Source organism: Psychroflexus sp. S27 (assembly GCF_002810405.1).
Taxonomy (GTDB): Bacteria; Bacteroidota; Bacteroidia; order Flavobacteriales; family Flavobacteriaceae; genus Psychroflexus; species Psychroflexus halocasei_A.
This window is the reverse complement of record NZ_NEXQ01000021.1, coordinates 1-19573: the sequence shown is the minus strand read 5'-3', so window position 1 is coordinate 19573 and position 19573 is coordinate 1. Positions and strand designations below refer to the sequence as shown.

Genomic DNA, 19573 nt, shown 5'->3' with positions numbered 1-19573 from the left:
ATCATTCAGATATTTGATCGATCTTTTTTAAAACTTGATCAGCTTCATAAGTTTTTTGATCACTCAATTTTCTATTGGTTGTTGAAAGTCGGTGCGCATCTTCAAGCAATTTTTTATATTCCGCTTGTAATTTTTCTTTCTCCGATTTCTTTTTAAATAGTCCAAACATAATGATAGATTTTTTTCAACACTAAAATAGAAATAGAGTTCATTGATGAATTCATTTGTTATAAAAATTATGAGATTTATCTATTTTGTTTAAAGTTGATTTTATAGTTTATATTTCAAAATAATTATAATTGTCCTATAATTTATATTATGTAAAATAGAGGTTTCTAAAATTGTTTAAACTTAAAATCAATATCCCATCTTCTTTCTTTTAGGTATTGATGATACCATTCTCTATTTTTTGAATAATCGCTTGAGCTGCAGATTCTCCATTTAACATAGCGGCATTCAAAGAAGCATTTGACAAATGATCACCAGCTAAAAAGATGTAATCTGTCAGTTGCGTTTCTGTTTTTGGCATCATGTAGTTGACAGAAACCATTTTTGGCAAAGCTTGAGAAATCCTGTAATGTTTCACGCATTCGTTGATGATAATTCCGGCATGCTTCTCTAATTCATCTTTAATTTTCTCAATCAATTCTGATTGACTTAAATTATGTTGACGAACAACGCTAACAGACAAAACATTCTCATTTAATGATAAGTTACAATAACTAAAATTATTTACAAAGGTTTCTGTTGGCATCAAACCTATAAAATTTTTCTTATAAATCTTTTCTTCAACTTTAAAATAAAAGTTCTCAACTTCATGCCATTGCACAGTCTGTTTTCTTAAATTAGAAATAAACCGTGATGCATCGGCTGCAATAATGATGTAATCAAAAGACTTCTCATCTCCATTTTCAAAATAAATTGTCTGATTTTTAATAGAATCAACTTTCTTATTAAACTCAATATTTTCTCTTTTGAGTTTTGCATAAATTTGATTCGGAATCGCTTGAATTCCTTTTTTGGGAATAGCAACATTACCTGAACTAAACATCTTATAGACGAATTCAAAATGTCTTGAAGATGTTTCTAAATCTTCTTCCAAGAAAATACCGCTAAAAAATGGCTTAAAAAAGCGATCGATTATTTCTTTAGAAAAACTATATTCAGTGAGATACTTATATGTTGTTTTCTCTTCAGCTAAAAAAATGTCATCTAAAGATTTCTTTTTGACTTCTTGAGAAAGTTTCAATACTTTGAGTTTATCAGAAAAGCTGCCAATGTCAGCTGTTAATGTTGGTAATGCCAAGGAAATATCTTGTCTAGGATCGCCAATAGTTTCAATTTTTTGATTTTTAAAAATTTTGGCTCCAGAAATAAACTTTTCAAGATTCAATAAATCTAAATCCAAATATTTTTGAACTGCAGGATAAGCTGTCATCAAAATCTGAAAACCATGATCAAATTGCAAACCATCTCTATAATCAGTTTTTAACCTACCTCCTACGCGATCTGTGCTTTCATAAACTGTATAATTGTAGCCTTTTTCTTCTAAGTTTTGAGCAGCAACTAATCCGCTCATTCCAGCTCCAATGATGGCAATTTCTTTTGTATTCATTATAATTTAGATTAAGAAATATAAAATTATATTAATAAAATAGTTTAGCACTAAAATAATTAATAGTTTAAACGAAAAATTAAATAGTATGTCAACCAAAAACAAAGATATGGGAGTTTTATCACAAAACGAGGATTTAATTAAATTATATGTGCACCCTGATAACAGGATGGCAAAACAGAGTATTGCTGTTGCTGAAGCTTCTAAAGCGATTAAGAAAGTGATCAATTTATCTGAAGTTAAATTAACTGAAACACAATGGGGAGATTTAGCTGATCTTTTAAATTTAGATTCACCACAAGATTTAATCAATTTTGATCATGACATTATTAAAGAAAAGTTTGATCATAAAAAACCTGAGATTTATGACAATGAAGCCATGAAATTATTGACTCATAATCAAGAAATACTTAAACACGGTATTGCTGTACGCGGAAAAAAAGCTGTTTTTATCACAAATGTCAATGATATTATGAAGCTTCAAGAGCCAGATACAAATGACATTACGATTCCATAAAAATTTCATAAAGAATTACTTATTTTTGTACAAAATTTAAAATAAATGATCCTTAAAACATTTGATAATGAACCTTCATTAATGACAGGTTTTTTAAATGAAATTCGAGATAAAAATATACAAAGTGATCGCATGCGCTTTCGCCGTAATATTGAAAGAATCGGTGAAATTATGGCTTATGAAGTCAGTAAATGTTTGCATTATGAGGAATCTCAGACAGAAACGAGTTTAGGCTTTAAGAAAACACATGAACTGCAAGACAAAGTTGTCATTTGCTCAATACTCAGAGCTGGTTTAAGCTTACACCAAGGCGTGATGAATTATTTTGACATGTCAGATAGCGGTTTTATATCTGCAAATCGTGTAAACACTGATAAAGGTGTAAAAGTAGAACTCGCTTACAAATCATTACCTATTATTGACGGGAAAACGCTTTTACTTGTCGACCCTATGCTTGCAACGGGTATTTCAATGTTAGAAAGTATCAAAGAATTACATAAGATTTGCAAACCAGAAAAGTTACATATTCTTGCTGTTGTTGCTGCGCCAGAAGGTGTTGAATATCTTGGACAGCACCTTGACGATGATGTCACACTATGGGTTGCAACAATGGATGAAGGTTTAAACGAAAAAAAATATATCGTTCCAGGTCTTGGTGATGCTGGCGATTTGGCTTACGGCCCAAAAATTTAAAATTTATGTTGAGAAAAGTTATTGTTTTGTCAGGGTTTGCTTTGCTCTCTGTCAGTTGTGTTTCCAAAAAGAAGTTGACACAAGCTGAAAATAAGTTAGAAATGCGTGATGCTGAAATAGCAAAATTGCAAGAAGAGAACGAAATTTGTGAAGACAAACAAACATCAATGGAAGATGATTTGATGATGTATCAAGCACAAATTGAAAAATTGCAAGATGAGAATGAAAATACTTTACGCTTATCTGAAGATGGTTCATTAGAAAGCCAAAGTACAAGGAATAAAGTCAATCGTATTTTGAGTCAAGTTGATGATTCAAGATTGGCTGAAGCTAAAAATTTTCAAGATTCATTGAACATTGCATTTGAAGAAAACATCAAAGCTTCATTAAGAAATAAATTAGGTGAAAATGCTGAATACGCTGATGATTTAAAAGTGAAAGTTCACCAACCTATGGTTGAAATTTCTATTGGAGAATCTATCTTATTTAAATCAGGAAGCGCTTTTGTCAATCCTAAAGCATATCAGCTTTTAGAACATATATCTAAGATTTTACAATCTGAATCTTCTATGATGATTCGAGTTGAAGGACATACAGACAATCAACCTGTGACAACAAATACATATATAAAGGACAATTGGGAATTAAGCTTAAAGCGTTCCGCCTCTGTTGTGAGAATTTTTGAAGACAAATTTAATGTTGAGGGTAATCGAATTATTGCTTCAGGACGAAGTCACTATGCTCCTATTTCAGATAATTCTTCTGCTGAAGGGCGTCAGCAAAACAGACGAACAGAGATTAAATTAGCACCTGATTTAAAAACTTTTATGGAGATTTTAGGGCGATAAAATTAAAATATCACAATTTTTTTAAGAAAAGTAGTCTTATTTCTTTTGAAAATGTAAAAATATCAGTCTTATTTAAAGATAAATCATCATTAATGTGGAAAAACACATTATAAACCATAGTTTTGCGCCAATATTTAATTTGAAAAATATATTTTATGAGTCAAGTAAAAGACAAAGACACAATCAAAGTCCATTACACAGGTAAAATTGCTTCTAATGGTCAAGTATTTGACAGTTCTTTAGAAAGAGAACCATTAGAGTTTACACTTGGTGAAGGAATGTTAATTCCTGGATTTGAAAAAGGTGTTATTGATATGAAAGTTAACGAAAAGAAAACAATCGAAATCGCTAAAGACGATGCTTACGGTGACGTTCGTGATGAGTTGTTTCAAAAAGTTGACAAAGAGCACTTACCAAAAGAAGTTGAACCAAAAGTTGGAATGGGATTAGTTTCTCAAAATCCTGATGGAACTGAAAGACAATTAAGAGTTGCTGAAGTTAAAGATGATCACATTGTAGTTGATGCTAATCACCCACTTGCTGGTCACGATTTAACTTTCGACCTTGAAGTTGTAGAAATTAAATCATAATTTCACAACATCACATAGATTCAAAAGCCGCTTTTCGAGCGGCTTTTTTGTGTTTTAAACATTAGAAAGTTAACGATAAAATAAATTTAAAGTCATCTAAGATGTTGTTTTTGTGTCTCAAAAGCTAATTTTCAGCCAAATTACACCTTGTAACTGTCTGAAAATCAAATAATATTTGGAATACTCGATTAAAATCATTATATTGGCGGGATTCAGTATTAACGGTATTAATATTCTTTTTTAGTATATGAGACAACTTAAAATTACAAAGCAGGTTACAAATAGAGAATCTAAATCTTTAGATAAGTATTTACAAGATATTAGTAAAGTTGATTTAATTACAGCCGATGAAGAGGTTGAATTAGCGCAACGTATTCGTGAAGGTGACCAAGTTGCTCTTGAAAAGTTAACAAACGCAAATTTACGTTTTGTGGTTTCAGTAGCAAAACAATACCAAAATCAAGGTTTAAAACTTCCAGATTTAATCAACGAGGGAAATGTAGGTTTAGTCAAAGCTGCAAAACGTTTTGATGAAACGAGAGGTTTTAAATTTATTTCTTATGCTGTTTGGTGGATCAGACAGTCAATTCTTCAAGCTTTAGCAGAGCAATCTCGTGTTGTGAGGTTGCCATTAAATAAAATTGGTGTTATTAACAAGATTAATAAAACCTTTTCACATCTTGAACAAATTAATGAGCGCCCTCCTTCTCCAACGGAAATTGCAAAGGAACTCGATATGAGTGAAGCGCAAGTAAAAATTGCACTCAAAAACTCAGGTCGTCATTTATCGATGGATGCGCCATTTAAGGAAGGTGAAAATGATTCTAACTTATACGATGTTTTAAGTTCAGCTGAATCACCTACACCAGATGATCAACTTATGAGAGATTCTTTAAGCGTAGAAATCAATCGCGCTTTAGATACTTTATCTCAAAGAGAAGCTGATGTCATTCGTTTAAACTATGGTATTGGCAATCAGCCTGCGATGACGCTTCAAGAAATCGGTGACACGTTTGATTTAAGCAGAGAACGTGTAAGACAGATTCGTGAGAAAGGGATCCGCAGATTGAAACATCAGTCTAAAAACAAAATTTTAAAGAAATATTTAGGTTAAGCCCTGATTCTACTGGACTTTTAATATAGTTTTAAACTTTACTTGTGAACGATTTAAGTAATGGACAGTTACATTTGTCATGAACAAATAAAAATTTAACTATGAAAAAATTAATGTTAACAGTAGCAATTACAGTTGGAGCAATTCTAACATCAAATGCTCAATCGGATTCAAAAGTCGTACAATTAGGTGCTAAAGGTGGTGTCAACTTTGCCTCTGTCACAGGAGACGATTTTGATAGCCCTGACTCAAGAACAAGTTTTAACGCTGGTATTGTTGCCGAAGTTCCTTATTCTGAACGCTTTTCATTACAAGCAGAAGTGTTTTACTCAGGACAAGGTTTTGAAGTTGAAGACATTAATGTAGCTGGAGTTAACTTTGACACTAATAAGGTTGAATATCAACTAGACTACATTCAAGTGCCTTTGTTAGCTAAAGTTTATTTAATTGAAGGATTAAATGTTTACGCTGGTCCGCAAATTGGATTTAAGGTTAATGAAGAAATTGATTATGAGTCTGGTGATGTCAACGTTGATGACACAATGCTGCCTGAAGCTCAAGATTTTGATTTTAGCGGTACTGTTGGTGCAGGTTACAAATTCGATAACGGATTTTTCGTAGATGCACGTTACAACTATGGTTTCTCTGATTTAATTAAAGATACAGATTCTCATAATTCAGTTATTCAAGCTGGTGTTGGATTTATGTTTTAAATAAACCATTTTATTAAATATCGAAAAGGAAGACTTTAAAAGTCTTCCTTTTTTTTATGCTAAAAATTGAGTGACAGAATCTTAGTTCACATAATATCAATTATTCCATAAAGGATTTTAATGAGTTAAATGAGCTTTATAAATTTTAGTATATTGAGGAAAATTTAATTTATGAGGATTTTACTTCTAGGTTTATTGATAATTTTGTTTAATGCTTGTCAAAGCTCAAATACGTCATCTTCTGAAAACACTGAAATTGAGACTCCTTCAGTTGACAGAAGTTTTGAAGAAATTAAAAAAGACGGTGTTTTAAGAGCAATCACAACTTACAGCAGTACAACCTACTTTCTTTATAAAGGACGCCCAATGGGTTTTGAATACGAAATGCTTGAGCGCTTAGCTGAAAGCTTAGATCTTGAACTTGAAATTATTATCGCTGAAGACGAAGATAAACTTATTGAAATGCTTAATCGCGGTGATGCAGATTTATTGGCTTATGGCTTTACAATAACTGAAGGTCGTAAGAAAAAAATTTCATTTACAAATGCACTTTACAACTCTTATCAAGTTTTAATACAACGAAAACCTGAGTACTGGCGTCAGATGAAATTGCATGAAATTAAAAATGAACTCATTACCGACCCCATTGAGTTAAGTGGCGATACGATTTCTGTTAAAAAGGAATCATCTTATGCAGATCGTATCAAAAATTTATCGAGTGAGATTGGTGAAGAAATTTATATAGATCCAATTCCAGGGAGCTGGTCAGCCGATAAAATTATCAAAAAAATCGCTGAAGGTGAAATTAAGTATACAGTAGCTGATCAAAATATCGCATTTATCAATGCTTCTTACTATCCTATTTTAGATATCAGTACAAAAGTCAGTTTCTCTCAACGCATAGCTTGGGCAACACGTCAAAACAATCCTGAATTACTTAAAGTTGTTAATGAATGGATTATGAATGCTAAGAAAACGACAGATTATCATGTGATTTATAATAAATATTTTAAGAATAAACGTTTGTTTAAACGCCGTGTAAAAAGTGATTTTTATAGCTTAAATGAAGGAAAAATTAGTCAATATGATGATTTGATTAAAAAATATGCAAATGACACTCTAAATTGGGATTGGCGTTTATTAGCTTCAGTTATTTATCAAGAGTCAAGGTTTGATCCGCATGAAAAATCATGGGTTGGTGCGCAAGGCTTAATGCAAATTATGCCTAAGACTGCAGAAGAATTAAAAATTACCAATCCGAATGATCCTGATCAAAGTGTGAGAGGTGGCTCAGCTTATTTAACACAAATGATGGCAGCGCATGATAAAATTCAGGATTCCGTTCAGCGCATTAAGTTTGCTTTAGCTTCATATAATGCGGGGCTTTATCATATTAGAGATGCGCAGAAGCTAGCTGAATCATTAGGAGACGATCCACTTATTTGGGATGAAAATGTTGAGGAAGCAGTTCTTAAATTGAGCAGTCCAAAATATTACATCAATAAAGTTGTGAAATATGGCTATGTTAGAGGCTTAGAGCCTTATAATTACGTTAATGAAATTTTTGAAAGATATGAGCATTATCAAAAATTTATTGACAAATAATTCAATATTCTTTCCTTGTTTTCTTTATTAAACAATCTTTTTTTGAAAAAATAACATTTCACACCTTTGATTTACTGCTAATTATTATATTTTTTATTATATTCGTTAGTCTATAAATGTTATCCTATGTTATGTCTTAAAATGTAACTCAGGATGACGAAGTCGTGATAAAATTTTAGTTTTTTGATTTCTTTAAAGAAAATATGGCATCGTGGTGATCATCGTATCGGAATTTTTTTTCCTTATGATGCATACGATACATCAATGAAAAAAAAGCTTAAATCCTTAAATGCACGCTTTAGTAAGTCCAAAAGCTGCTGGTATATATCATATTCTAAGAAAGCTTATCATCAATTTAAACAAGATTTTGACACCTATGATATCAGTATTGACAAGACTATTAATACAGACAAGGCAAGCGCTGAAAAGCGACACACTTTGCCCATAAGCCAAAAGGCTGAACTGCAGTCAGAGAAAACTAAACCTTTGCATTCTGCACATAAATCTGAATATCAGATTGACCCTCGTCTCAAATTAAAAGTACTTGATAATGTTGGTAAATATTGGGTATTACAATGTCAATATGTTTCTAAGTATGTCAAAAAACTCAAAAAAGTTAAAGGCGTTTATTGGAACTCTCATCACAAAGTTTATATGGTCTATCGTCATCCTGAAGCCAAAAAAAATGTAGAAAAGATATTTGGAGTCCCCTTGTTTGGAGATGATTATTTAATTAAAGATAATCATGAAGAAAAGTTACGCATAGAAATCTTTGTTTATAAAGAAGATACACGGTATATGCTGATTAAATTTTCAAATAATTACAGACTTATTGATTGTTTAAAACGATTATCTTATAGTGTTTACAGTAAAACTAAGGACGCCTATTTGTTGCCAGCAACGCCAGAAATGAATGAAGCTCTGCAATTACATACAGATGCTTTAGGAGTTGACATTGAATCTCATTTACCAAAAAAATATTTAAAAAAATCGAATTTTATTAATTCGAAATCAAAAAAAATCAGTTCAACACGTCAATATATTCTTGATTTAGTTCCTGAGCACGCCAAGCCTTGTGTTGAAGATATGGTTGATATGCTGATGGCAATGAATTACAGCAGTTCAACTTTAAAGAATTATTCAAACGCATTTATTAATTTTCTGAAATACTACAATTACAAAGATCCAGAGGAGTTTACAAAAAAAGATGTTGTGAAGTATTTAGCCTATTACACTGAAATGGGATTATCATCTTCGAGTGGACATTTAGTGGTCAATGCGTTAAAATTTTATTTCAAAAATGTCAAAGAATGGGATGAGGATATGTCATTTATGAAAATGCCTCGCCCTAAGAAGGAGAAAAAATTACCAACAGTATTATCAGAAAGTGAATGTGAGAGAATATTTGAGGCGGTTAATCAGCCAAAACATAAGCTTTTATTGTTAATGGCTTATGGCGCAGGATTGAGAGTAAGTGAAGTATGTCAATTACGATGGAGAGATATTGACGAAGAAAAACATCAGATCATGATTAAATCTGGTAAGGGCAAAAAGGATAGATTAGTGATGCTCCCTTATTCTATTGTTGAATATATAAAAATATACAGATCTTTATATGATACAAAAGACTATGTATTTGAAGGCCGTGTAAAGGGAGAGCCTTATTCAACTGCTAGTGCTGGATCAGTGATGCGGAAAGCTGTTAAAAAGGCCAATATCGATAAAAAGGTTGGTATACATGCATTAAGACACAGTTTCGCAACGCATTTATTAGAAAGCGGGACAGATATTCGATTCATACAGAAATTTTTGGGACATAACAGTATTAAGACCACAACAATTTACACACATGTGAGCAAAGGCAGTCATTCAAAAATTCAAAGTCCATTAGATCGCTTAAAAAACAAAAATAAAGAGATAAATTGAGCAAAAAGTTATATATCTTTGAGGATATATACTAGTTACCACTAAGCTAAAAAATCGAATTTCTTAAAATCCTCTACTCTATTTTTAAAATTAAATGTTATAAAAAACATATTGAAAACGGGAAATTACACTCTGGATAAAACTGAAATTTAAGCTTGCCAAAGAAAATTGACATTACGAATCAAGAAGAGCTAGCCAAAATATTGGAATTTGAAAATCGTTACGGAGAAATGAATTCAAAGCTAGCCAAAAGAATTTGATATTAAGATTTAAGACAAGCTTGCCAAAATATAGGGAATTGAAAATCGCTGTGAAAATATGACTTGTGCTAGCCGAATGAACTAATGAATAAAATCAAATTTTCAGAATATCAAAAAACGATGAAAAACCAAGCGCGCCGAAAAAAATTACATTTTTTAGAGGATTTTAAGTTGAATTTTAATGTTAAGGAAGAGTTGATCCGAAGGAAAAAAGCCTAGTGGTAACAATGCATATACTTAATGCTCGGGTTCGGTGATGAAAAAATAAGTTTGAGTATTTTTATAAAAGTCTGTAACTTGAAAACGAAATAAAAGCTAATTAAGGTCGCACTAAGTATATGCGACACCGTTGGGCAACATGCAGAAAGCCGACCGCACATTCAGGCACATTTGGTTTTGCCGACACACAAAGCCAACGCTGAAAACCAAAAGAGCCTGAATTTTTGCAAACGCACTAAGGAAGAAAAATGGAATTGACAGAAAAATTATTAAATGAACTTCAAAGGAGACTGAAGATAGGTAATCGCAGGGGCGTTCATCTAAATGCAATACCTGCAAATTCAAGATATAAGTTTGACTTAAACAGACTATCACACATTGATAAGAATCTTCCTGACAGTTTCATAAAATCATTACTCTCTGAACAGCCATTAAAATTCAGAATTAGTTGGAAGGACAATGTTCCAGACTTAAATACACTTTTTGAAGAAGACCAAACCCAATTAGTTAGGATTACAAAATCCTTTGAAAATTTAATCAATCAGACGGAAGCGATTGAATCAGAAAAAGGAATCAACACCTTCGGATTCGGTTTTCCAATTCTTGTTAGACGAGACCAATCAGACAACAAACTCACGGTTGCTCCTATTCTTATTTGGTCGTTGCGAATAAAAAGAACCAAAGAATTCAACACTTGGGAAATTAATAGAAATGAAGACGACCCGATATATTTGAATGAAGTTTTAATCAATCATTTACAATCAGATTCAAACATTGAGATTGAGCAGATTCCAAGTGAAATGTTAGATGATGGGCTAATCACAAAGGATGAATTACTTGAAATATGTGTGAAGCTTATTAAGGAAATAAACACTTCCGTTCCGTCTGACATTAAAGAAGCATTTATCAAGAAACTTGATAACATTGTTTCAATTGGCGATAAAAATCATTTCGAAAAACTTCCTATTAATTCCACCAATGCACTTATTGACTTTGGTGGATTGTTTTCAATTTTTGAAGTCCAAAAACAAAACATCATAAATGACTATGGTAATTTGATGGATTTGGAAGGTCTAAATATTGACCTTGGCGACCTAGAAAATCATACTTTTCAGCCAATTTCATCAGTAGAAACAGACCCTTCACAACAAGGTATTTTACATTCTTTAGAAGCAACAAGAAATATTCTTATTCAAGGTCCTCCAGGAACAGGCAAAAGTCAAACATTATCTGCAATCCTTATCAACGCATTAGAGAATCATAGAAAGACCATTGTAGTTTGCGAAAAGAGAACGGCTTTGGAAGTCTTACATAATGCACTAATCGAGAAAAACCTAAATTATCACTGCGTTTTAATTAGAGACATTGTAAAAGACCGTAAAACGGTTGTTGATTCGGTTAGAGACAGAGTTGACAACTCATCTTATCGAAGATACCGCTACACATATTCCAAGGAATCACTTGACAACCTAATTAATAAAGCCAAAAGTCTTATTGAGTCCATTAATGGGAAGCATAAAAAGCTAGATGAAAAGTTATTAGGAGACAAGTCTTGGACTGACATTGTAGGTACTCTTTTGTCTGAACTCAATGGAATTAGCGAAGACCATACTTTAAACATTGATAAATCGCAATTCAAGTATAATTCTCAAGAATTAAACGAGCTTATTGAATTAGTTCAGAAGGGTCAAAGTCTCTACTCAAGTTACCAATCTTACGATTCAACTTCATTTCTCAACTCAAAAAAATTAGTTGGAGACAATCCATTTGTTATTGAGCAAGGAATTAACGATTCATTTGAAGAATATGAAAAGGCTCTTCGAAAAATAAGTGAACTAGAATCCAAATATAGAAGCGAGTATTTCAAACTAAGAAAAGCTGAACTTTCAGAGCAAATCCTAAGTGGGAAACAGATACAAGATTCAATAATTGCAATTTATACGGAGCATAAATCAAATCCTGATTTTCTTAATGAAGAAAAAACTAATGGTTTGCTGTATAAGGCGATAACAATTTTCTCTAAGCCAAAAAAGAAGGTCGTCCAAGACCAAAAGCATATCAAAAACCTTTTTACAAGTCTTTCAAATCATTATTCAAACTGTGAAGACCTTAAAGATTTCCAAATTTCCCAATCCATTAAAAGTAATTTGAAAAGGATTGATGAATCCAACAATCTGATTGAGCAGATTAGTTCTGATTTTCAATCCAAAATTGAAAATGAATATAATTCAATTGATGTTATAAAATTTTCAACTCCTGAATATCAAACGGAAAATCTAAAATCTTTAAAAGAAAATTGCTCGGTTTTACGAGAGAAAATCAAAGCTGATAATTGGACGGTTCATAAAATACAAGCCAATGATTTCAAAGGCTTCATTAAGGTAGTTGAAAAAATAATACAGGAGAAAAAAGACTACTTCAACAATGAAAATGACATTTTCACCACAGAATTTAAATGGTTTCAATTCTACGATGGTCTTTCTAATGAAGCCAAACTTCTTGTCAATGAATTGAAAGGTATAAAGGATTGGCGAAAGTCTTTTCTAATCCATTATTTAAATTCAATGCTCGTAAATTCCGCAAACGTTGATTTACCAACAAATGACTCTGAACTCATAGAGCTAAACGGTACTTTAGGTGGTTTAGAGAAAGAGCAATTGAAATATATCCGTGAATTTTGGTTCTCAAAGCAAATTGATACAACAAGAGATTTTGAACAACGAAACTCAAACCTATCGGTTGAGAATTTATATAACAAGCGGAGTAGTAACAGATTTAAGCGTCTTTCATTACGCCAAATAGTTCAATATGATGCTGATTTGTTTACAACCTTTTTCCCAATAATTCTTACTTCGCCTGATGTTGCAAGTAACTTATTTAAAGGGATGAATGGTTATTTTGACATTGTAATGTTTGATGAAGCAAGTCAGCTACGCTTGGAAGATAACTTACCTGCAATTTTGAAGGGAAAGCAAATAATAATTGCAGGAGACGAACACCAAATGCCTCCATCAAATTATTTTAGTAAAGTCTTTGATGGTACAATTGAAGACGAAGACGACATTGATGAAGAAGATGAAATTGTTGTAGATAGAGATAATATCCTATTGTCTTGTGAATCCCTTTTAGACTTTGGTTCAGAACTTAATTTTGAGAAACGTCACCTTGATTTTCATTACAGGTCAAGACACCCCTACCTTATAGATTTTTCAAACTACGCCTTTTACAATCAAAGACTTAAACCATTACCAAATACATTTGATTATACACCAATTAAGTATATCCAAGTAAATGGTACTTTTTCAGACCACATCAATGATGCAGAAGCTGAAATGGTCTTGTCAATTATTGAGAACAATATAAATCGACTTCCAAACGGAGAATATCCAACAGTCGGTATTGCTACTTTTAATATTGCTCAACGGAATCATATAAAAAGTAAAATCTTAGAAAGGCAAAAACTCTCAAAATTTGAAGAGTTCAATGCCAAAATCCAAGAATTAGAAGAAAACGGAATGTTCATTAAGAACTTAGAAAATATTCAAGGAGATGAACGAGATGTTATTATTCTCTCAACCACTTATGGTCCGGGAAAAGACGGAAAATTTGCACAGCGTTTTGGTCCGATTAATCATTCCAAAGGCTACAAACTTTTAAACGTAATTATCACAAGAGCTAAGTATAAAGTTTACGTCTGTTCATCTGTGCCAGAAACGGCATTTATGAATTACAAAGACTTTTTAATAACTGAAGGTTCGAACAATAAGAGAGCAGTTTTCTATGCATATCTTGCATATAGCAAAGCCGTAAGTGAAGGAAATAATGATTCAAGAATAGCCATATTAACTGCACTTAGCGAAAATTCTACAAAAAGCACCTCTTTCAATGTTGGCAATTTTGGAGAGTTAGAATCACCTTTTGAAGAAGAAGTTTATCAGCGTTTAGTTGATGAAGTGGACGAATCAAAGCTAATTCCGCAAATGAAAGTTTCTGAGTTCCGAATTGATATTGTTTACGATCCGAAAATTGCAGGAGTGCCTAAGATAGCGATTGAATGTGATGGTGCAAAGTATCATTCAAGTAGAGAAGCATATTTACACGACCGACACAGACAAAAAATTCTTGAAAGCCACGGTTTTGTATTTCATAGGATTTGGAGTACAAATTGGTGGAGAAATCCTCAAAAAGAAACCAAGCGTTTAATTGAATTTATCAGAAATGTAGAGTCAAGAAACGACTATAATTTAGCTGACCATTCTAAAACATCATTTGCATTCACAGACGAGTTTCAAATGGTTGAAAATTATGTTGCTCAAACAACAATTATCGACACCGACAATGAAGTTGCGACAATAAAGACCATTGAAAAGAAAGAAGAAAAACAAGCCAAGCTTTTTAAAGATGAAATCAACTTAGGAAGTAAAGTCAAGGTAAAATATATGAACAACGGCAAGGACATTAAAGTACATATCGTTGAGACAGCTAACAAGAATGAATTATCTAATGGAATTCAAAAAATCAGTATGAAATCACCATTAGCCGTATCAATTCTTGGACATTCCGTTGGTGACATTGTAAAGGTTGGTAATCTTGACAATTTTGTAGAAATAATTGAAGTAAAGAACTAATGCCAACGCTCAACAGCCTCACACATTGCCAAGCCGCTCAAAGCCACCGCACCATCCAAAGCTTGTCAAAGAGTGTGTCTGAGCCAACGCACGGACAGAAAAGAAAAAGCACGATTGCCCAACATTGTATAAGAGCAATAGCGGGTGAAGTGGTAAAATCAAGGTCTGTGCATTTAATAAACTTTAGTGGTGGCGGACAGGTAATCGCTTCGAAATCCGCTACTGCTCTTATACTTGACCGTTGTAAGTAATGCCGAAAAACCCAGAAACCGAATGAAAAAAACAATATTCGAAATTACCAAAATGGACTGTCCTTCAGAGGAAAATCTAATCCGAATGAAATTGGACGGAATTTCAAGTATTGCGAATTTGGATTTTGATATTCCAAACCGAAAACTGACTGTTTTTCACAGCGGAGAATCTGACCAAATCGAAAAGTCCGTTATTGAACTAAATTTAGGCGGAAAAAAAATCTCGACCGAACAGACTGACCAAACGGAATTTAAAGAAAATGCAAACCAAAAAAAGCTACTTTGGTCTGTACTTGCAATCAATTTTGCCTTTTTCATTATCGAAATGACAACGGGAATAATCTCAAAATCAATGGGACTTGTTGCAGACAGTTTGGATATGCTTGCAGATAGTTTCGTGTACGGAATTAGCTTGTTTGCGGTTGGCGGAACGTTGATAAAGAAAAAGCGGATTGCAAAACTTGCTGGATATTTTCAAATAACACTTGCGATTATCGGATTTGTGGAAGTTCTAAGAAGATTCTTCGGAGACGAGAAACTTCCCGATTTTTCGACAATGATTACCGTTTCGATTTTTGCACTTATTGCAAACGGAATTTGTCTTTACATTTTGCAAAAGTCAAAAAGCAAAGAAGAGGCTCATATGAAAGCGAGTATGATTTTTACATCAAATGACGTGATTATCAATTTAGGAGTAATAATTGCTGGAATTTTGGTAAATTGGTTGAGTTCGAGCAAACCTGATTTGATTATCGGAACAGTCGTTTTTGTTCTGGTAATTCAAGGAGCGTTTCGGATTTTAAAATTAAGTAAGTAAATGAATAAATAAAGCACTACTTACAACAACGTGTATAATTAATGGCTAGTTCGAGCTTACTTACGAAAATCCTCGCGGATTTTCTATTCGGTTTTTATTTGCTAAATTAGGTGCTTAAACACGCCACTAAACATACACAAAACCGTTGCCAGTAATTAAAAAAATCGAAATTTGTTTTCAATACAATCTATAGAAGCAAAATATTTTATTAAAAATTATAATGTTCCCTTGTATTCCATTATTTTATTGGATGATGAATCGGATTTTTCTGTAAATTTTGTAAAATATAAAACGAAAGAGAAATCTATTTTATTCCTTTCTCCTTATCAAAATTTAAAATGGCTCGGTTCTACTTCTTCAAAAGTTAAATTACTACAATTTCACGGAGATTTTTATTGTATTGAGTATCATAAAAAAGAAGTTGCTTGTAATGGATTGTTATTTAATAATATCTATTTACAACCTTACATTTCACTCAATAAAATTAAATTTCAAGAAATATCCCAACTAATCGATAAAATGGAAAAAGAAGTTGGGACTAATAAACGGTTTTCAGAATCTGTAATAAAATCTTATCTACAGCTCATATTAGCTATTTGTAGCAGTGAAAAAGATGAACAACTTGGAAATAAACTCATACAGCAAGCTAATGAAAATGAATTATTTATATTTCAAGATTTGTTAGAATTACATTTTCATAAAGAGCGAAGTTCTTCATTCTATGCCAACAAATTATCAATGTCCCTTTCTTCATTTAGCAAGAAAATAAAATCTCAATTTGGAAAAACACCAACGCAACTCATCCAAGAGCGTGTAATTTTAGAAGCTAAAAAATTATTACACTTAACTTTTAAAACCGTAAAAGAAGTCGCTATAGAGTTAAATTTTGATGACGAATTTTATTTTAGTCGATATTTTAAAAAAGAAGTTGGATTATCTCCCACTCATTTCCGTGAGAAAGTAGGGATATCGATAGTGGCAAAATAATCCATTATTCATCCTCTTTAATCCATTCTTTAACTTATTCTTAATATTTAGTTTTGCTCTCAAATAAATATAATTATGAATAACTTACTTAATTTACTAATAAACAGTCAAACTAACTTTATCAATTTTATTCGTTTTTCCATTTTCATAGTGATGGTTTGGATTGGTGGTCTAAAAGCATATCAATACGAAGCAGATGGAATAGTTCCTTTCGTAACAAATAGCCCCTTAATGAGCTTCTTTTATGAAAACACTAACAAAACAGCCATCAATGAAAAGGGGAAAACCGTTAAAGAATATATGCTACACAAAAACCCAGAAGGTAAAATGGTAGCGGAAAATATAGAATGGCATAAATCAAACAATACATATACCTTCTCTTATGGATTAGGAACTGTTATTGTCATTATAGGACTTTTAACACTTTTGGGAATTTGGTTTCCAAAAATAGGTCTTTGGGGTGGCCTGTTTACATTTGGAATGTCCATTGTTACCTTAACCTTTCTCATAAGTACTCCAGAAGTATATGTTCCGAATTTAGGAGGCGATATGCCAACACCAAAATATGGATTTCCATTTCTATCTGGAGCTGGAAGATTGGTTTTAAAAGACATTATTATGATGGCAGCTGGATTAATAATTGCATCTGACTGTGCAAAGAAGATAAAAACTACTGGCAACACCGTGTATAATTAATGGCTAGTTCTCGCCTACTTACGAAAATCCTCGCGGATTTTCTATTCGGTTTTTATTTGCTAAATTAGGTGCTTAAACACGCCACTAATCATACACAAAACCGTTGTAAGTAATGCCGAAAAACCCAGAAACCGAATGAAAAAAACAATATTTGAAATTACAAAAATGGATTGTCCTTCAGAGGAAAACCTAATCCGAATGAAATTGGACGGAATTTCAAGTATTGTGAATTTGGACTTTGATATTCCGAACCGAAAATTGACAGTCTTTCACAGCGGAGAAACCGAACAAATCGAAAAGTCCGTTATTGAACTAAATTTAGGCGGGAAAAAAATCTCAACCGAACTAACCGACCAAACGGAATTTAAAGAAAATGCAAACCAAAAAAAGTTACTTTGGTCTGTACTTGCCATAAATTTCGCCTTTTTCATAATCGAAATGACAACGGGAATAATCTCAAAATCAATGGGACTTGTTGCCGACAGTTTAGATATGCTTGCGGACAGTTTCGTATACGGAATTAGCTTGTTTGCGGTTGGCGGAACGTTGATTAAGAAAAAGCGGATTGCCAAACTTGCTGGATATTTTCAAATTACACTTGCAATTATCGGATTTGTGGAAGTTTTAAGAAGGTTTTTCGGAGACGAGAAACTACCCGATTTTTCGACAATGATTATCGTTTCGATTTTTGCACTTATCGCAAATGGAATTTGTCTTTACATTTTGCAAAAGTCAAAAAGCAAAGAAGAGGCACATATGAAAGCAAGTATGATTTTCACCTCGAATGACGTGATTATCAATTTAGGAGTTATAATCGCTGGACTTTTGGTAAATTGGTTGAGTTCGAGTAAACCTGATTTGATTATTGGAACAATCGTTTTTATTTTGGTAATTCAAGGGGCGTTTCGGATTTTGAAATTAAGTAAGTGAATGGAAAAAGCACTACTTACAACAATGTATATACAAAATAGGCGAAATAGTAGTAAATTCAAGGCTTATAGCCCGCTTCAAAATTGTAGCGATTTGATAAGTTTGAAGCCCGCAATCGCCTACTTTGCATATACTAAACGTTGCACGCAATTTAAGCCAAGTTTTTCAATAAAAATCCTCTACTCTATTTTGAAAATATAATTCTTAATTTAAAACGAAAAATCAGAACTCAAAAAATATGAATTTAAAGCTTATCATCGGTTTTTGAACTTTCGAATAATAACGAGCTTGCCAAAATATAGGAAATAAAATTCACTGCGGAGAAATGAATTCAGAGCTAGCCAATGGATTTCCACTTTAGATTTAAGGCGAGCTTGCCAAAATATAAGAAATAAAATTCGCTACTTAGAAATGACCTATGAGCAGCCAAACAGAATTTGAATTTAGACAAACTTCTGGCTTAAGAAACAGAACCTGATCGAATCTCACTCTGGCGAAAAAAATTCGAAATTTTTTTGAGGATTTTTAAGGTTTGAATAAGAATAAAACTAATAGCTAAATCGAAAAGAAAAAAACTGCGTGCAACAATGCATATACTTAATGCTTGGGTTCGGTGATGAAAAAATAAGTTTGAGTATTTTTATAAAAGTCTGTAAATTGAAAACAAAATAAAAGCTAATTAAGGTCGCACTAAGTATATGCTAGACCGTTGTGGTTAATTTAGTATAAATCAAGATTCATCTAATTCCATAAGTAATTTAAACACCAATAATCAACTTTTAAATACCAAATCTCATGAAAAAAAACTTTAAGATATTTTTTTACTTATCTATTACTTTATTTCTCTTTAGCTGTCACGAAGATGATCAGCACTATATAAAATATGTTTAAGTACACGACAAAAATTGAATTAGATTAAGGTCATATTTATTAGTTCCTGATAACAAGCATTTTGAGATATAGTCTAATCCATATCTGAAGACTGATATAGCTCTTCTTCCGTGTTTTTTGATTCTTATTGGTTTTATTTGAGTATCAATAAAGTCTCCAATTTTATAACACCACACAAATGCTATCATCACGAGCATGATTAACTTTTCCAGTCTTTCAGGGTGTGTAACGTGAGTATCTTCAAGATTGAACCCGCTGGTTTTAAGAGCCCTG

15 protein-coding genes and 1 pseudogene are annotated in these 19573 nt (G+C 32.4%); 13 read left to right on the top strand and 3 right to left on the bottom strand.

Translation table 11 applies throughout. From position 1 onward, the window contains the following. Window position 1: 1 nt before the first annotated feature. Together CAP47_RS12305 and CAP47_RS05335 are read right to left on the bottom strand one after the other, a co-directional pair. Window positions 2–169 (bottom strand): Lacal_2735 family protein, encoded by a 168-nt coding sequence (locus CAP47_RS12305; protein ID WP_153043491.1) that lies wholly within the window; start codon window positions 167–169, stop codon window positions 2–4. A gap of 210 nt (window positions 170–379) precedes the next feature. Further along, the gene (locus tag CAP47_RS05335; protein WP_100775703.1) at window positions 380–1615 is read right to left on the bottom strand and encodes an NAD(P)/FAD-dependent oxidoreductase; all 1236 of its coding nucleotides are present in this window, start codon (window positions 1613–1615) and stop codon (window positions 380–382) included. 88 nt (window positions 1616–1703) lie between these two features. Here CAP47_RS05335 and CAP47_RS05330 point away from each other — a divergent pair, with 88 nt between their 5' ends. From CAP47_RS05330 to CAP47_RS05265, 13 genes are all read left to right on the top strand, one after another. Continuing rightward, on the top strand, window positions 1704–2132 hold the full coding sequence (locus CAP47_RS05330; RefSeq protein ID WP_100775702.1) for an ArsC family transcriptional regulator: 429 nt from the start codon (window positions 1704–1706) through the stop codon (window positions 2130–2132). Between the two features lie 45 nt (window positions 2133–2177). Continuing rightward, complete coding sequence (upp, locus tag CAP47_RS05325) at window positions 2178–2825, top strand: uracil phosphoribosyltransferase (RefSeq protein ID WP_100775701.1); 648 nt, start codon at window positions 2178–2180, stop codon at window positions 2823–2825. Window positions 2826–2830: 5 nt separating this feature from the next. Next, window positions 2831–3673, top strand: a complete 843-nt coding sequence (locus CAP47_RS05320; RefSeq protein ID WP_100775700.1) for a flagellar motor protein MotB — start codon at window positions 2831–2833, stop codon at window positions 3671–3673. A gap of 155 nt (window positions 3674–3828) precedes the next feature. Continuing rightward, complete coding sequence (locus CAP47_RS05315) at window positions 3829–4263, top strand: peptidylprolyl isomerase (protein WP_093241194.1); 435 nt, start codon at window positions 3829–3831, stop codon at window positions 4261–4263. 247 nt (window positions 4264–4510) lie between these two features. Next, a complete protein-coding gene (locus CAP47_RS05310; RefSeq protein WP_093241191.1) occupies window positions 4511–5377 on the top strand; it encodes an RNA polymerase sigma factor RpoD/SigA in 867 nt (288 codons plus the stop codon). Window positions 5378–5478: 101 nt separating this feature from the next. Beyond that, entirely contained in the window at window positions 5479–6090 is a 612-nt protein-coding gene (locus CAP47_RS05305) for a porin family protein (protein WP_100775699.1), read from the top strand. 171 nt (window positions 6091–6261) lie between these two features. Further along, on the top strand, window positions 6262–7695 hold the full coding sequence (locus CAP47_RS05300) for a transglycosylase SLT domain-containing protein (protein WP_100775698.1): 1434 nt from the start codon (window positions 6262–6264) through the stop codon (window positions 7693–7695). A gap of 183 nt (window positions 7696–7878) precedes the next feature. Continuing rightward, complete coding sequence (locus tag CAP47_RS05295) at window positions 7879–9621, top strand: tyrosine-type recombinase/integrase (RefSeq protein WP_093241181.1); 1743 nt, start codon at window positions 7879–7881, stop codon at window positions 9619–9621. A gap of 727 nt (window positions 9622–10348) precedes the next feature. After that, the gene (locus tag CAP47_RS05290; RefSeq protein WP_100775697.1) at window positions 10349–14728 is read left to right on the top strand and encodes an AAA domain-containing protein; all 4380 of its coding nucleotides are present in this window, start codon (window positions 10349–10351) and stop codon (window positions 14726–14728) included. Between the two features lie 273 nt (window positions 14729–15001). Then, entirely contained in the window at window positions 15002–15796 is a 795-nt protein-coding gene (locus tag CAP47_RS05280) for a cation transporter (RefSeq protein ID WP_100775757.1), read from the top strand. 171 nt (window positions 15797–15967) lie between these two features. Next, window positions 15968–16783 carry a helix-turn-helix domain-containing protein gene (locus CAP47_RS05275; protein WP_410523962.1) on the top strand — a complete coding sequence of 272 codons (816 nt, stop codon included), beginning with the start codon at window positions 15968–15970 and terminating at the stop codon, window positions 16781–16783. A 75-nt stretch (window positions 16784–16858) separates the two neighbouring features. Next, complete coding sequence (locus CAP47_RS05270) at window positions 16859–17479, top strand: DUF417 family protein (protein WP_100775695.1); 621 nt, start codon at window positions 16859–16861, stop codon at window positions 17477–17479. A gap of 135 nt (window positions 17480–17614) precedes the next feature. Beyond that, window positions 17615–18409, top strand: a complete 795-nt coding sequence (locus tag CAP47_RS05265; RefSeq protein ID WP_100775694.1) for a cation transporter — start codon at window positions 17615–17617, stop codon at window positions 18407–18409. Between the two features lie 887 nt (window positions 18410–19296). Here CAP47_RS05265 and CAP47_RS12495 read toward each other — a convergent pair. Further along, window positions 19297–19573, bottom strand: a pseudogene (locus CAP47_RS12495) (IS4 family transposase); the annotation flags it as partial.

What these genes read in the sequence shown, in the direction of transcription:
- CAP47_RS12305 (WP_153043491.1), bottom strand. Translation starts at nt 169, where the DNA reads ATGTTTGGACTATTTAAAAAGAAATCGGAGAAAGAAAAATTACAAGCG.
- CAP47_RS05335 (WP_100775703.1), bottom strand. Translation starts at nt 1,615, where the DNA reads ATGAATACAAAAGAAATTGCCATCATTGGAGCTGGAATGAGCGGATTA.
- CAP47_RS05330 (WP_100775702.1), top strand. Translation starts at nt 1,704, where the DNA reads ATGTCAACCAAAAACAAAGATATGGGAGTTTTATCACAAAACGAGGAT.
- upp (WP_100775701.1), top strand. Translation starts at nt 2,178, where the DNA reads ATGATCCTTAAAACATTTGATAATGAACCTTCATTAATGACAGGTTTT.
- CAP47_RS05320 (WP_100775700.1), top strand. Translation starts at nt 2,831, where the DNA reads ATGTTGAGAAAAGTTATTGTTTTGTCAGGGTTTGCTTTGCTCTCTGTC.
- CAP47_RS05315 (WP_093241194.1), top strand. Translation starts at nt 3,829, where the DNA reads ATGAGTCAAGTAAAAGACAAAGACACAATCAAAGTCCATTACACAGGT.
- CAP47_RS05310 (WP_093241191.1), top strand. Translation starts at nt 4,511, where the DNA reads ATGAGACAACTTAAAATTACAAAGCAGGTTACAAATAGAGAATCTAAA.
- CAP47_RS05305 (WP_100775699.1), top strand. Translation starts at nt 5,479, where the DNA reads ATGAAAAAATTAATGTTAACAGTAGCAATTACAGTTGGAGCAATTCTA.
- CAP47_RS05300 (WP_100775698.1), top strand. Translation starts at nt 6,262, where the DNA reads ATGAGGATTTTACTTCTAGGTTTATTGATAATTTTGTTTAATGCTTGT.
- CAP47_RS05290 (WP_100775697.1), top strand. Translation starts at nt 10,349, where the DNA reads ATGGAATTGACAGAAAAATTATTAAATGAACTTCAAAGGAGACTGAAG.
- CAP47_RS05280 (WP_100775757.1), top strand. Translation starts at nt 15,002, where the DNA reads ATGAAAAAAACAATATTCGAAATTACCAAAATGGACTGTCCTTCAGAG.
- CAP47_RS05270 (WP_100775695.1), top strand. Translation starts at nt 16,859, where the DNA reads ATGAATAACTTACTTAATTTACTAATAAACAGTCAAACTAACTTTATC.
- CAP47_RS05265 (WP_100775694.1), top strand. Translation starts at nt 17,615, where the DNA reads ATGAAAAAAACAATATTTGAAATTACAAAAATGGATTGTCCTTCAGAG.